Here is a 13200-nt window from a genome sequence, read left to right on the forward strand (position 1 = left end):
ATCAGGCCAGATCGCGCCGATAGAGCCAGAAGACGCGTTCGGCTCGCGCGCCCACGGCGCGCGAGTAGAACCGCAACGGCCCCACCCATCCGATCTGGGCGCTCTCCTGGCCGGCGGCCCGTTGGTCGGCCAGGCAGCGGCGCAGCAGCACCCCGCCGAGGCCCAGCCCGCGGGCGTCCGGGGCGGTGCCCATCGGGCCGAACCAGGCCGGCCGGGCCCCCCAGGCGGCGAAGGCCAGGACGCGCCCGTCGCGCTCGGCGTAGTGCAGGCCGGTCGCGTTGGCCGCCTCCCAGGCCCACCGCTCGTTCCAGTGCTCCTCGACGAACGCGGCCACGGCCGACCGGTCGGCGTCCGCCGCCCTGACCGTCACCCCCGCCTGCTCCAGCCGCCGCAGGTCGTCCTCGACGGACAGGTCGGCCCGCAGGTCGGCGGTCATGTTCCAGGCGACGTGGTAGCGCTCGTAGCCGAGGCTCTCGGCCAGGCAGGCGGCGGCGGTGTACCGCACGTCGACGCCGGGCCAGGCGTAGCAGGGCGGGTTCCCGGCGAAGCGGGCCTGCCGCACGCCGTGCCCGCGCAGCCACTCCTCGGCCGCCCGCACCAGCGCCCGCCCGTGCCCGCGACCCTGGGCCGAGGGATGCACGGCCAGCAGGTCGACGTGCCCGACCTCGGGGTCCTTCGACGAGACGGACGTCATCACCACCCCGCCGTCGGTCGCCAGCGCCGTCCAGCGGCGCTCGGCCGGCGGCTCGGCCAGGCGCCGGACCAGGTCGGGAGCCTCGGGGGCGTCCAGCGTCAGCGCGGCCTCGGCCACCCGGGCGGCCTCGGCCAGGTCCGCGTCGCGGACGGTGGGCGACATCACACCTCGCTCATCGGGCGCGCGATCACGTCGCGCCGCTCGGGGTAGAAGCACGCGTGCTGTTGCGGCACGCCCTCGGTGATCTGCAGCAGCGGCCGCTCGCCCGCGCACCGCTCGCCGCGGAAGGGGCAGCGGCGGGCGAACAGGCAGCCCTCGTCGGTCTTGCTCTCGTCCAGCGACTCCAGCGGCGACACCGGCTGCGCGCCGGGCTCCTCCAGGCCGTGCAGCACGGGGATGGCCGACAGCAGCGACTGCGTGTACGGGTGCACCGGGTCGGCGATGACCGTGTCCACCGGGCCGCGCTCGACGACCTGGCCGCGGTAGATGACGTAGAGCTCGCCGTCGTCGCCGATGTAGCGGGCGGTGGCGACGTCGTGGGTGATGAACAGCACGCTCACGCCCAGCCGCTCGCGCAGGTCCTTCAGCAGCGCCAGGATGCCCAGCCGGAGCGAGACGTCGATCATCGAGACGGCCTCGTCGGCGACCAGCATCTCCGGGTCGACGGTCAGCGCGCGGGCGATGACCACCCGCTGCCGCATGCCGCCCGAGAGCTGGTGCGGGTAGCGGGCCAGCACCGAGCCCGGGTCGAGGCCCACCATCGACAGCACCTCGGCGGCCCGCTCCTCGATCCACTCCTTCGACCGTCCGGTCTGCCCGGCCCGCAGGCTGAGCGGCGCGTACAGCGTCTGGTGGATGGTCCGGGTCGGGTTGAGCGCCGAGTACGGGTCCTGGTGGATCATCTGGATCTTGCGGAAGTACGGCTGGCGCTTCTTCTGCTTGAGCCCCGACATGGACACGTCGCCGATGACGATCTCGCCCTCGTCGTAGGTCTCCAGCCCGGCGATGATCCGGCCCAGCGTGGTCTTGCCGCAGCCGGACTCGCCGATGAAGGAGGCCGCGCCGCCCTTGGGGATGGTGAAGTCCACCCCGCGCAGCGCCCGCACCTCCCGCCCGGCCAGCACGTTGCCGCGCTGCTTGTACGTCTTGACGATGCCGGTCCCGGTGATCACGCGTGCTCCTTCACGGTCACGGCGTGGCAGGCCACGACCCTCGATCCATGTGCCGCGGCCTGCGGGTCGACGGTGTCGCACACGTCCATGCGCAGCGCGCAGCGCTCCCTGAACACGCAGCCCTCCTTCGGCACCGTGGCCAGCGTCGGCGGCCGGCCGGGCAGCGCCTGAGCCTCGGCGATGTCGCCCACGAGGCGCGGGATGGCCCTGATCAGCCCCTTGGTGTAGGGGTGGCTGGGGGCGCCGAGCACCTCGCGGGTCGGGCCCTGCTCGACCAGGCGGCCGCCGTACATGACGACCAGGCGGTCGGCGACCTCGGCCACGACGCCGATGTCGTGCGTGATGACCAGCGTGGTCAGGCCGCGCTCGGCGTGCACCTCGCGGACGATCTTCAGGATGTTCGCCTGGGTGATCATGTCCAGGGCGGTCGTCGGCTCGTCGAGCACCACCAGGTGGGCGTTGAGCACCAGCGCCAGCATGATGCCGACCCGCTGCCGCATGCCGCCCGACAGCTCGTGCTGGTGCGAGTCGAGCACACGCGCGCCGTCCAGGCCCATCCGGCCCAGCAGCTCCTTGGCCTCGCGGACCAGGCCGGGCAGGTCCTCCACGCCGTGCGAACGGCCCAGGTCGAGGAGCTGCTTGCCGACCGTCTTGAGCGGGTTGAGCGAGTTCTGGGCCGCCTGGAAGACGTACCCGATGTGCCGGCCGCGGGCCTTGCGCAGCTCCTCGCCGGCGAAACCGGTGACGTCGCCGAGGCCGTCGATCTCGACGCTGCCCGCGGCGATCCTGCCCGGCGGCTGCACCGCGTTGAGCAGCGACAGCGCCAGCGTGGACTTGCCCGAGCCGGACTCGCCGACGATGCCGGTGATCGTGCCGGGCTCCAGCGTCAGCGTGACGTCCCGGACGGCGGGCAACTCGCCCGCGGGGGTCTTGTAGACGACCGTCAGGCCGTCGATGCGCACTCCCGGCGCTTGTTCGGCCACTTGTTACTCCTCGCGCAGCCGGGGGTTGAAGATCTCGTCCATGGCGTCCACCACGAGCACGATGCCGAGCGTGAGCAGCAGGATCGCCAGCAGTGGCGCCAGCAGGTAGCCCAGCGCGTTCGGCGTGATCATCGCGCCCGCCTGGAACACGGCGAGGTTGAGCATCACGCCCCAGTTGTCGGACTCGTACGGCAGCACGCCCAGGAAGAACAGGCCCACCTGCGAGTAGACCGCGCCGGTGACCGCGATGAGCATGTTCATCGCGATGTAGGGCGCCATGCTCGGCAGCAGTTCCCTGCCGATGATGTGCGTGGTGGACAGCCCCAGCCCGCGGGCCGCCTCGATGAACCCGCGCTCGCGCAGCGACAGCGTCTGCGAGCGCACCGCGCGCGCCACGCCGCCCCAGCCGAGCAGGCCGAGCACCAGGCCCATCTGGAAGGGGTTGCCGAACTTCCACACGGTCGCCAGCACCAGCAGCAGCGGCAGGCCGGGGATGGTGAGCTTCATGTCGGTCAGCCGCATGAGCACGGTGTCCCAGCGGCCCCGCTTGAAGCCGGAGAACAGGCCGATCGCGGTGCCGGCGACGACCGTGATGATCGCGGTGACCAGGGCGGTGAGCAGGACGTAACGCGAGCCCTTGATCACCAGCGAGGTCACGTCCCGGCCCTGCGGGTCGGTGCCGAACCAGTGGTCCCAGCTCGGCGGCTGGGTGATCGCGCTCGCGTTGCCCGGCAGGTGCTCGGGCAGCAGGATCGGCCCGATCACCGCCATGACGATGAAGCCGGCGATGATGACGACCCCGGCCATGCGGCTGGGCTTGCGCTTCATCACCCGCCACACGCCGTTCCAGAAGTTGCGGCGCATGGCCGACGCGGCCGGCGCGGCCTCAGGGATGAGCGTGGCGCTCACGAGCCCTCCTCTCCGCTGCGCACCCGCGGGTCGATGACCGTGTAGAACAGGTCCGCCACGATGTTGGCGATGATCGTGCCGACCGTGATCAGCAGGAACGCCCCGCCCATCAGGCCGTAGTCGCGGTCCTGCACGCCGCTGATCAGCAGCCAGCCGAGCCCCGGGTAGTTGAAGATCTTCTCGATGAAGACCGCGCCGCCCAGCAGCAGGCCGAGCGAGAGCGCGAGCATCGTGAACAGCGGCAGGATCGCGTTGCGCGCGATGTAGCGGAACACGATCGAGCGCTTCATGCCGCGCAGCTCGGCGGCCAGGATGAAGTCGTCGCCCAGCACGGTGACCACGCTCGACTTCATGGCCAGGATCCAGCCGCCGTAGGCCGACAGCGCGTACGTGACGACCGGCAGCACCGCGTGCTCGGCCAGCGAGCCGAGGTAGCCGGCGTTGAAGCCCGGCTCGAACAGGATGTCCACCGTGCCGTCGGCCGGCAGGATCGGGATGAGCGTCGCGAAGATCACCACGAGCAGCATCGCCAGCACGTACTGCGGGATGCCGTGCAGCAGCGAGCCGGAGATGGCCAGGGCGTCGCCCAGCTTGCCGGTGCGCTTGATGGCCGCGTACACGCCGAGGACGATCCCGACGAGGAAGCTCAGCAGCGTGCCGGCCAGCACCGGTAGAACGGTCCACTTGGCCGCGTCGGTGAGCACGTCGAGCACCGGGGTGCCGGGCCGGCTGACCGACATGCCGAGGTCGAGGTGGAGCAGGCCGGTCATGTAGTCGGTGTACTGCTGCCACAGCGTGCCGTCGGGCAGGAAGCCGTACAGGACCTTGACGGCCTGGGCGGCGGCCTCGGGCGACATGCCCTGCTCGACCAGCTTCTCGTAGCGGGCGGCCATCGGGTCGCCGGGGATGTTGTTGATGATGAAGAAGCTGATCGTCGCGACTACGAGGATCATGACGAACCCGCGGGCCAGGTGGCCCGCGAGTCGTCGTGCGATGAGCGCCATGAACTACGACTTCGCCTTGATCATGCCGAGCTGGATCCAGACGCCCGAGGGCAGGACGCCGGCGCCCATGCGCAGGATCTCGTCGTCGTGCGGCCAGCCGGTGAAGCGGCTGTTGTTGACGAACTGGGTGTTGACGTAGTCCCAGAGCTGGATGACCGGGAGGTCCTGGTTGGCCGCCTTGGCGAGCTGGGCCATGATCGGCTTGGCCTCGTCCTCGGTGGCCGAGTTCAGCTTGCCGGTCAGCTCACCGGGGTTGATCTTGGTGCCGTCGACCTCGATCTCCTCGGGGCCGCCCATCCAGTTGCCGGCCTTGCCGGGCTCGGAGTGCTTGACCTTGCCCGCGACGTTGGTCCAGCCGTTGGAGGCGCCGTACAGGCGCTGGTAGATGTCGTACGGCGCGGGGCCGAGCGCCATCAGCCAGAAGCCCACGTCGTACTTGCCGGCCGCCAGCTCCTCCAGGTAGAGGGGGTAGTCGGCGGTTGTGACGACCTCGGCGTCCACGCCGCCCTTGACGAGCTGGCTCTTGATGTTCTCCTGCGCCGACAGCCAGTCGGAGAAGCCGGCGGGCGCGTGCATGGAGACCTTCCACGCCGAGCCGTCGGCCAGCGTCCACTTGCCGTCCTTCTTGGTGAGGCCGGCCTGCTTGAACTCCTCCTCGGCCTTGGCCACGTCGGGCGCGTACGGCTCCAGCTTGGGCAGCTCGTCGGGGATCCACGCCTGCGCGGCCTTCTGGTGGATGCCGCTGGTGGTGACCGCCGCGGTGCCGCCCTCGGGGGAGGCGACCTTGGTGACCTCCTCGCGGTTGATCAGGTAGGCCAGGCCGCGGCGCACGTGCACGTTGTCGTACGGCTTCTTGGACTGGTTGAAGGCCATGCTGACCGCGACCGGCGAGTAGCCCTTGATGACCTCGTTGCCGGCGGCCGCCTTGATCCGGTTCATCACGTCGGACGGCGCGGCGGTGAAGCCGGCGTGGTCGAGCTTGCCCGCGGTGAGGTAGTTCCAGATCTGCTCGTTGCCGGTGTAGTTGAGGAACTTCACCTGAGCCGGCGCCACGTTCGCGGCGTTGTAGAAGTACTTGTTCTTGACCAGCAGCGCCTCGGACGGGTTCACCCGCTCCAGCACGAACGGGCCGGCCGAGGTGTCCTTCGGCGGGGCGAAGGTGAGCACCTTCTCACCGAGGCCGGTGATCGTCTCGCGCGCCTTGTCGGCGTCGGCGCCCTCGCCCCTGGAGGCCTTGAGCTGGTCCCAGAAGTCCGCGGGGAGCACGCTGCTCCACACGTGGGAGGGCAGGACGAACGTGTCGAGCACGCCGCGGGCGAACTTCGGGCTCGGGTTCGCCATGTCCTGGGTGATCTTCAGGGTGTGGGGGTCGACCACGGTCACGTCCGCCGCCGCGCCCGCGGCGCCCGGCGTGATGGAGAACGCCGTGCTGCCCTGGGTGTAGGCGATGCCGATGGACATCTTGACGTCGTCGGCGGTGACCGGCTTGCCGTCGGACCACTTGGCGTTCGGCTGGAGCTTGAGGGTGATCGCCGAGTTGTCCGGCGCGATCTCCCAGCTCTCCGCGATGCCGGGGAGGGCCTGGTTGGGGTCGGTCAGGTGGTTCTTCACCCAGCCCAGCTTCATCGCCGTGTAGCCGGGGAAGGAGTTGCCCTTGGGGTTGTACGGGTTGGCCGGGGCCGTGGCCTCCAGGCCCGGCCTGTTGACGTCGATCGTGGTGAAGAGCCCGCCACCACCACCGCTCGAGCCGCCGGACTTGTTGTTAGTACCACCGCTGCACGCCGCTGTGGCGGTGGCGAGGCCCAGCAACGCCACTACCGCTGCCAGTCGCTTCATCTGCCGCTCCGGGGGATGTCGGACCTGTTGAGGATCTGTAGGGAATTGACCGGACCCTACGGTCGCCAGCAGGCAGCGTCAATAATCTCCAGATGTTGTGAGTGTAATGTAACTTTCCTTCATAGAGGTCCGGCATGGCGCCAATCTCCATCGCGCGACCTCGGGCGACGGGTCCAGGGGCCTCAGTCCACGACCAGCACGGCGGCGCCGCTGAGCCGGTCGGCGGCCAGATCGGCCAGCGCCCGATCGGCCGCGGCCAGCGGGTAGAGCGTGGTCGCCACCCGCGGCGGATGGGCCAGCGCCAGCTCCAGGTAGGCCCGCCCGTCGGCCCTGGTGTTGGCGGTCACGCTGCGCAGCGTGCGCTCCTGGAACAGGTGCCGCTCGTAGTTCAGCGGGGGCACGTCGGTCAGGTGGATGCCGGCGATCGCCAGCGTCCCGCCGCGGTCGAGGGCCTCCAGCGCGGGCGGCACCAGGTCGCCGACCGGCGCGAACAGGATCGCCGCGTCCAGCGGCTCGGGCGGCCGGTCGCCCGCCGAGGCCGCGCCCAGCTCCAGCGCCAGCGCCCTGGAGGCGGCCGACCTGGTCACGGCGTGCACCGTGGCGCCCTGCGCGACGGCCGCCTGCGCGGTGAGGTGGGCCGAGGAGCCGAAGCCGTAGATGCCGAGCCGGCCGCCCTGCGGCAGGTCGCAGCGCGCCAGCGCCCGGTAGCCGATGATGCCCGCGCACAGCAGCGGCGCCAGCCGCTCGGCCGGCACGTCGCCGGGCAGCGGATAGACGTAGGCGGCGGGGGCCACGACGTACTCGGCGTAGCCGCCGTCGGCGTCCCAGCCCGTATATGTGGAGTCCGGGCAGAGGTTCTCCGTGCCGCGCAGGCAGTAGCGGCACCGGCCGCACGTCGAGCGCAGCCAGGCCACCCCCACCCGCTCGCCGGAGCCCTCGACCCGGCCCACCACCTGGTGCCCGGGGGTGGTCCGCGGCCGCCGCGGCGCGAGGTCGCCCTCGGCCAGGTGCAGGTCGGTCCGGCACACGCCGCACGCCTCCACCTTGACCAGCACCTCGCCGGGGCCGGGCTCGGGGACGTCCCGCTCGACCGGTACGAGCGGGCCGGACGCCATCGGCCCCGGCCGGGCCACCACCCAGGCGCGCATCACGAACCCGACAGGCGCTCGTAGGCCAGCGAGGCGTACAGCGCGGCGCCGTCGGACAGCACGGAGTCGTCGAAGAGGGCGTCCGGCGAGTGGTTGTAGGGCGCCGTGGCCGGGTCGCGGTCGGGCGGGCAGGCCCCCAGGAAGACGAACGCGCCCGGCACCTCCTCCAGCACGTACGAGAAGTCCTCCGACCCCATCACCGGCTGCGGCGCCACGAAGTAGCGGCCGGGGCCGAACAGCTCGTCGGCGGTCGCCGAGACGAACCCGGCCTCGCCCTGGTCGTTGACCGTCACCGGGTAGCCCATGCCGAACGACGTCTCGACCCGGAGCCCGTGGGCGGCCGCGATGCCCTCGACCACCTCCACCAGCCGCCGCTTGACCAGCACCCGGTGCTCCTGGCTGAACGTGCGCACGGTCGCCTCGAAGCGCGCCTCGTCGGGGATCACGTTGTCGGCCGAGCCGCCGTGGAAGGTGCCCACGGTGATCACCACGGGGTCGAACACGTCGAACGTGCGGGTCACCATCGTCTGCAGTGCCGTCACCATCTCGCAGCCGGCCGCGATCGGGTCCTTGGCGCGGTGGGGGCTCGACCCGTGCCCGCCGCTGCCCTTCACCGTCACGCAGAACACGTCGGCCGCCGCCATCATCGGGCCCGGCCGGGAGGCGAACAGCCCCGGCGGCAGCATGGCCGACACCACGTGCATCCCGTACGCCGCCACCGGACGCGTGCCGGCCGCGTCGAGCACGCCCTCGCCGATCATGTGCTTGGCGCCCTCGTGCCCCTCCTCGCCCGGCTGGAACATGAAGATCACGTCACCGGCGACGTCCTCGCGCCGCGCGCTGAGCAGCCGGGCCGCGCCGACCAGCATGGCGGTGTGCAGGTCGTGGCCGCAGGCGTGCATCTGGCCCGGCGTCTGGGAGATGTAGGGCAGGTCGTTGCGCTCGGCGACCGGCAGGGCGTCCATGTCCCCGCGCAGCAGCACCGCGGGACCGGGACGGCCGCCGCGCAGCACCGCGGTGACCGAGCTGAGCGTCTTGCCGGTCGTGATCTCCAGGGGGAGCCCGTCGAGCGCGGCCAGCACCTTCTCCTGCGTCCTCGGCAGATGCAGTCCGAGCTCGGGGGTGGTGTGCAGGGAGTGGCGGAGCTGGATGAGTTCGTCCCGCATGTCCAGGGCGGATTCAGTGAACGACATGATGAACATTGTTCATGTGTGCGGCGAGAAGTCGACAAGGCTCGCTCGATACCATGAACGGGTGACTCAGCGTAAGCGGATCGACTCCTGGTTGTCCGACATGGACGGCGTCCTCGTCCACGAGGGGCGGCCGATCCCCGGTGCGGACGAATTCATCAAACGGCTCAAGGAGTCCGACAAGAAATTCCGGGTCCTGACCAACAACTCCATCTACACCCAGCGCGACCTGTCCGTACGGCTGGCCGGCGCCGGGCTCGACGTGCCCGCCGAGTCCATCTGGACCTCCGCCCTGGCCACCGCCCAGTTCCTCGACGACCAGCGCCCCGGCGGCTCGGCGTACGTGATGGGCGAGGCCGGCCTGACCACGGCCCTGCACGAGGTCGGCTACGTCCTGACCGACCTCGACCCCGACTACGTCGTGCTCGGCGAGACCCGCACCTACAGCTTCACCCAGATCACCCGCGCGATCCGCCTCATCGAGGCCGGCGCCCGCTTCATCGCCACCAACCCCGACCCGATCGGCCCCTCCACCGAGGGCTCACTGCCGGCCTGCGGCGCGGTGGCCGCGATGATCACCAAGGCGACCGGCGTCGAGCCCTACTTCGTGGGCAAGCCCAACCCCCGCATGATGCGCAGCGCGCTCAACGCCATCGAGGGCCACAGCGAGACCACCGCCATGATCGGCGACCGGATGGACACCGACATCGTCTCCGGCATGGAGGCGGGGCTGTTCACGATCCTGGTGCTGACCGGCGTCACCCAGCGCGACCAGATCGACCGCTTCCCCTACCGTCCGTCCCTGGTCGTGGAGTCGGTCGCCGACCTCGTCGACCTGATCTGAGCCCGGCGGGGAGCGCGAGCAGGGTGACAACTCTTCTCCCGGGGCGCGAAGGATCGCGGCGCGGGAGAAGAAAACCACTCCCGGCGTTCGCCGTCCGGCGACGCGGTGCCCGTCCGGCTGAGATCCTTGGTAGCGGAAGGTGACTTACCGATTTCGGGGAGGCAGCGATGTGGCGTGACGAGCCCGGGGAGAAGGACGCGCAGGCCGCGCAGGAGTTGGCGACACTGCGCATCGAGGTGACCGAGGAGCTCAGGTTCGTCCGGACGGCGATGGCCGAGGAGTTCAACTCGCTGCGCTCGGAGATCCTCGATCTGAACATCAAGCTGGACCGCTTGTTGCAACGCGTTGGCATTTAGGACAACCAGGTAGACACCGCATCACATGTCCTTCGGGTAGCCTAACCTACGGTCCCGTAACCTGAAGGAGAAGATCTTTATGGCGATGTCTCAGACGGAACTGCTGCACGAGCTTGAGCCTGTTGTCGGCGTGGAGCTCGATCGCCACAACTCCATGGCCAAGGAGTGGTTCCCGCACGAGTACATCCCGTGGAGCGAAGGACGCGACTTCGACGGCATCTACGGCGGCAAGGCGTGGGAGGAGGGCGACTCGAAGATCCCCGAGGCCGCCCGCATCTCGCTCATCGTCAACCTGCTCACCGAGGACAACCTGCCCAGCTACCACCACGAGATCGCCACCACGTTCGGCCGCGACGGCGCGTGGGGCACCTGGGTGCACCGCTGGACCGCCGAGGAGGACCGCCACGGCACCGCTCTGCGCGACTACCTCACCGTCACCCGGGCGGTCGACCCGGTCGCGCTGGAGCGGGCCCGCATGCACCACATGGAGCAGGGCTTCACCACCGCGTACGGCACCATGCTCCAGCAGCTCGCCTACGTCTCCTTCCAGGAGCTGGCCACCCGCATCTCCCACCGCAACACCGGCAGGGCCTCCGGCGACGAGGGCTGCGAGCGCCTGCTCGCCCGCATCGCCGCCGACGAGAACCTGCACATGCTCTTCTACCGCAACCTGCTCAAGGCGGCCTTCGAGCTCGACCCCAACCAGACCATGCGCGCGGTGACCGAGGTCGTCACCACCTTCCAGATGCCCGGCACGGGCATGGAGGGCTTCGCCCGCAAGGCCATGATCATCGCCAATGAGGGCATCTACGACCTGCGCCTGCACCTCGACGACGTGCTCATGCCCGTGCTGCGGCAGTGGGCGGTCTTCGACAAGACCGGGCTCGACGCCGAGGGCGAGCAGGCCCGCGAGGAGCTGTCGGCGTTCCTGGCCAAGACCGAGGTGACCGCGGCCCGCTTCGTCGAGCGCCGCGACGAGCGCCGCGCCCGCGCCGCCGCCAAGGGCTGACGCCAGGGGCCGGCACCGGGGCCGGCGCGCCGCCGCCACCCACGCGGCGTGGCATGATCCCTCCTCATGGAGCTCCTGGGCACGCTGTTCGTCTCGCTCGCCATCCTGGTGATGATCCTGCTGCTGGCGACGGCGGCCCAACGCCTGCTCGGGGTCAGGTTCGGCGCGTTACGCACCTTTCTGGCCGCGATGGTGGCCTGGGGCCTGGCCCAGCCGATGCTGACGCCGGTGATCGCCTCGTTCGGGCCGGTCGACCCGCAGACCACGCCCGACGCGGGCGCGCTCGGGATGCTGCTCCTGGTCGCCATGTGCATGGTGCTCATCCCGATGGTGATCCTGGTGCTCGCCGAGGCGCTGGTGCCGCCCGGCTCGGTGCCGGGGCCGCTGGAGGTGCTGCGCTCGCTGCGCGGACGGATCCGCCGGGCCAGGCGCTACTCGCAGATCACCAGGATCGCGTTCCGGCACGGCCTCGGCCCCTACCTGCGGGGCCGCGGCGACAGCCTGGACGACAGGTCGGGCAAGGTGCGCCTGGCCAGGTCGCTGCGCCAGGCACTCGACGACGGCGGCGTCACCTTCGTCAAGCTCGGCCAGGTCCTGTCCACCCGGCGCGACCTGCTGCCGGCCGAATTCATCGACGAGCTGGGCCGCCTTCAGGACCACGTCGCCCCCGCGCCGTGGGAGCGGATCGAGCCGGTGCTCGCCGCCGAGCTGGGCGGGCCGGTCGAGGAGGTGTTCGCCGCCTTCGACCGTACGCCGCTGGCCGCCGCCTCCATCGGCCAGGCCCACACCGCGCGCCTGCACACCGGCGAGAGCGTCGTGGTCAAGGTCCGCAGGCCGGGCATCGAGCGCGTGGTGGCCCAGGACCTCGACATCGTCCGCCGGCTGGCCGCCACGCTGGAGTCCAGGACGCGGTGGGGGCGTTCGCTGGGGCTGCGCGACCTGGCCGAGGGGTTCGCCACCGCCATCCGCGAGGAGCTGGACTTCCGCGTCGAGGCCGCCAACATGGCCGCCGTGGCCGCCTCCGGCAGCGGCGGCGTCACCTACCCCGAGCCGTTCCCCGCGCTCTGCACCGAACAGGTGCTGGTCATGCGGCGCCTGTCAGGCGGCCCGGTCACCGCCGCCGCCCCCGAGCTGGGCCCCGCGCTGGCCCGCGACCTGCTCGACTGCCTGCTCAGGCAGATCCTCGTCGAGGGCGTCTTCCACGCCGACCCCCACCCCGGCAACCTCATGCTGCTCGACGACGGCACGCTCGGCCTGCTCGACTTCGGCTCGGTCGGCCGCCTGGACGCCTCCGTCCGCTCGGCCCTGCAACGTTTCCTGCTCGCGATGAACCGGCAGGACCCGCTCGGCGTCACCGACGCGCTGCTGGAGGTGGTGCCGCGGCCGGAGGAGATCGACGAGGCCGCGCTGGAGAGGGCGCTCGGCCAGTTCATGGCCCGGCACCTCGGGCCCGGCATGGACAGCGCGCAGATGTTCACCGACCTGTTCAGGATCGTCTCGGAGTACGGGCTGTCCATCCCGCCCGAGGTGGCCGCCGTCTTCCGCGCCCTGGCCACGCTGGAGGGCACGCTCGTGCGCCTGTCGCCCGGCTTCAACCTGATCGGCGAGGCCCGCGCGTTCGCCGGCCGTTACCTGGCCGAGCGGGCCGGGCCCGAGTCGGTCAAGGAGGCCGTCGGGCAGGAGCTGGCCGCGCTGCTGCCGATGTTGCGCCGCCTGCCCCGCCGGGTCGAGCGCATCGCCAGCGCCGCCGAGCACGGCAGGTTCAGCCTGAACGTCCGGCTGCTGGCCGACGACCGCGATCGCCGCTACGTCACCGGGCTGGTCCACCAGGTGCTGCTCACCGTGCTCGGCGCCACGGCCGGGCTCATGGCGGTGCTGCTGCTCGGCATCGAGGGCGGCCCCGTCGTGATCGGCACCACGAGCCTGTACCAGCTCCTCGGCTACAACCTGCTGGTGATCGCGGCGATCATGGTGCTGCGGGTGCTCGCGTTGATCTTCCGGCGCCCGCCTGACCAGGAGCGTCACCGGCGCTGAGCCGAAGACAGAGCCGCTTTT

At 71.0% G+C, this 13200-nt stretch carries 12 protein-coding genes; 4 read left to right on the forward strand and 8 right to left on the reverse strand.

Annotated elements, in window-relative coordinates:
• Position 1: 1 nt before the first annotated feature.
• From ABZ815_RS09150 to ABZ815_RS09185, 8 genes are all read right to left on the reverse strand, one after another.
• Positions 2-856 (reverse strand): GNAT family N-acetyltransferase, encoded by an 855-nt coding sequence (locus ABZ815_RS09150; RefSeq protein ID WP_357695697.1) that lies wholly within the window; start codon positions 854-856, stop codon positions 2-4.
• A complete protein-coding gene (locus ABZ815_RS09155) occupies positions 856-1866 on the reverse strand; it encodes an ABC transporter ATP-binding protein (protein WP_357695699.1) in 1011 nt (336 codons plus the stop codon). The genes ABZ815_RS09150 and ABZ815_RS09155 overlap by 1 nt, the downstream gene beginning before the upstream one ends.
• The gene (locus ABZ815_RS09160; RefSeq protein WP_357695701.1) at positions 1863-2849 is read right to left on the reverse strand and encodes an ABC transporter ATP-binding protein; all 987 of its coding nucleotides are present in this window, start codon (positions 2847-2849) and stop codon (positions 1863-1865) included. Before ABZ815_RS09160 ends, ABZ815_RS09155 begins: the two co-directional genes overlap by 4 nt.
• Positions 2850-2852: 3 nt before the next feature.
• Entirely contained in the window at positions 2853-3758 is a 906-nt protein-coding gene (locus ABZ815_RS09165; RefSeq protein WP_357695703.1) for an ABC transporter permease, read from the reverse strand.
• Positions 3755-4762 carry an ABC transporter permease gene (locus ABZ815_RS09170; RefSeq protein ID WP_357695705.1) on the reverse strand — a complete coding sequence of 336 codons (1008 nt, stop codon included), beginning with the start codon at positions 4760-4762 and terminating at the stop codon, positions 3755-3757. The genes ABZ815_RS09165 and ABZ815_RS09170 overlap by 4 nt, the downstream gene beginning before the upstream one ends.
• A 3-nt stretch (positions 4763-4765) precedes the next feature.
• Positions 4766-6598, reverse strand: a complete 1833-nt coding sequence (locus tag ABZ815_RS09175) for an ABC transporter substrate-binding protein (protein ID WP_357695707.1) — start codon at positions 6596-6598, stop codon at positions 4766-4768.
• Positions 6599-6780: 182 nt separating this feature from the next.
• Positions 6781-7746: a zinc-dependent alcohol dehydrogenase family protein gene (locus ABZ815_RS09180; protein WP_357695709.1), complete on the reverse strand. Its 966-nt coding sequence runs from the start codon at positions 7744-7746 to the stop codon at positions 6781-6783.
• Positions 7746-8939, reverse strand: a complete 1194-nt coding sequence (locus ABZ815_RS09185; RefSeq protein ID WP_357695711.1) for a M20 family metallopeptidase — start codon at positions 8937-8939, stop codon at positions 7746-7748. The genes ABZ815_RS09180 and ABZ815_RS09185 overlap by 1 nt, the downstream gene beginning before the upstream one ends.
• A gap of 100 nt (positions 8940-9039) precedes the next feature.
• On the opposite strand from ABZ815_RS09185, the gene ABZ815_RS09190 reads away from it, so the two are divergent.
• From ABZ815_RS09190 to ABZ815_RS09205, 4 genes are all read left to right on the forward strand, one after another.
• The gene (locus ABZ815_RS09190; protein ID WP_357696073.1) at positions 9040-9780 is read left to right on the forward strand and encodes an HAD-IIA family hydrolase; all 741 of its coding nucleotides are present in this window, start codon (positions 9040-9042) and stop codon (positions 9778-9780) included.
• A gap of 167 nt (positions 9781-9947) precedes the next feature.
• A complete protein-coding gene (locus ABZ815_RS09195) occupies positions 9948-10136 on the forward strand; it encodes a hypothetical protein (protein ID WP_357695712.1) in 189 nt (62 codons plus the stop codon).
• 79 nt (positions 10137-10215) lie between these two features.
• Positions 10216-11145, forward strand: coding sequence for an acyl-ACP desaturase (locus tag ABZ815_RS09200; protein ID WP_357695714.1), 930 nt, complete (start codon positions 10216-10218; stop codon positions 11143-11145).
• A gap of 66 nt (positions 11146-11211) precedes the next feature.
• A complete protein-coding gene (locus tag ABZ815_RS09205) occupies positions 11212-13179 on the forward strand; it encodes an AarF/UbiB family protein (RefSeq protein WP_357695716.1) in 1968 nt (655 codons plus the stop codon).
• The last annotated feature ends 21 nt before the right edge of the window (positions 13180-13200 follow it).

It is taken from the genome of Nonomuraea sp. NPDC047529, from assembly GCF_040642995.1.
Taxonomy (GTDB): Bacteria; Actinomycetota; Actinomycetes; order Streptosporangiales; family Streptosporangiaceae; genus Nonomuraea.

Excerpts from the sequence above, each read along its gene's own strand:
- ABZ815_RS09150 (WP_357695697.1), bottom strand. The coding sequence starts at position 856 with ATGTCGCCCACCGTCCGCGACGCGGACCTGGCCGAGGCCGCCCGGGTG.
- ABZ815_RS09170 (WP_357695705.1), bottom strand. The coding sequence starts at position 4,762 with ATGGCGCTCATCGCACGACGACTCGCGGGCCACCTGGCCCGCGGGTTC.
- ABZ815_RS09175 (WP_357695707.1), bottom strand. The coding sequence starts at position 6,598 with ATGAAGCGACTGGCAGCGGTAGTGGCGTTGCTGGGCCTCGCCACCGCC.
- ABZ815_RS09180 (WP_357695709.1), bottom strand. The coding sequence starts at position 7,746 with ATGCGCGCCTGGGTGGTGGCCCGGCCGGGGCCGATGGCGTCCGGCCCG.
- ABZ815_RS09185 (WP_357695711.1), bottom strand. The coding sequence starts at position 8,939 with ATGTCGTTCACTGAATCCGCCCTGGACATGCGGGACGAACTCATCCAG.
- ABZ815_RS09190 (WP_357696073.1), top strand. The coding sequence starts at position 9,040 with ATGGACGGCGTCCTCGTCCACGAGGGGCGGCCGATCCCCGGTGCGGAC.
- ABZ815_RS09195 (WP_357695712.1), top strand. The coding sequence starts at position 9,948 with ATGTGGCGTGACGAGCCCGGGGAGAAGGACGCGCAGGCCGCGCAGGAG.
- ABZ815_RS09200 (WP_357695714.1), top strand. The coding sequence starts at position 10,216 with ATGGCGATGTCTCAGACGGAACTGCTGCACGAGCTTGAGCCTGTTGTC.
- ABZ815_RS09205 (WP_357695716.1), top strand. The coding sequence starts at position 11,212 with ATGGAGCTCCTGGGCACGCTGTTCGTCTCGCTCGCCATCCTGGTGATG.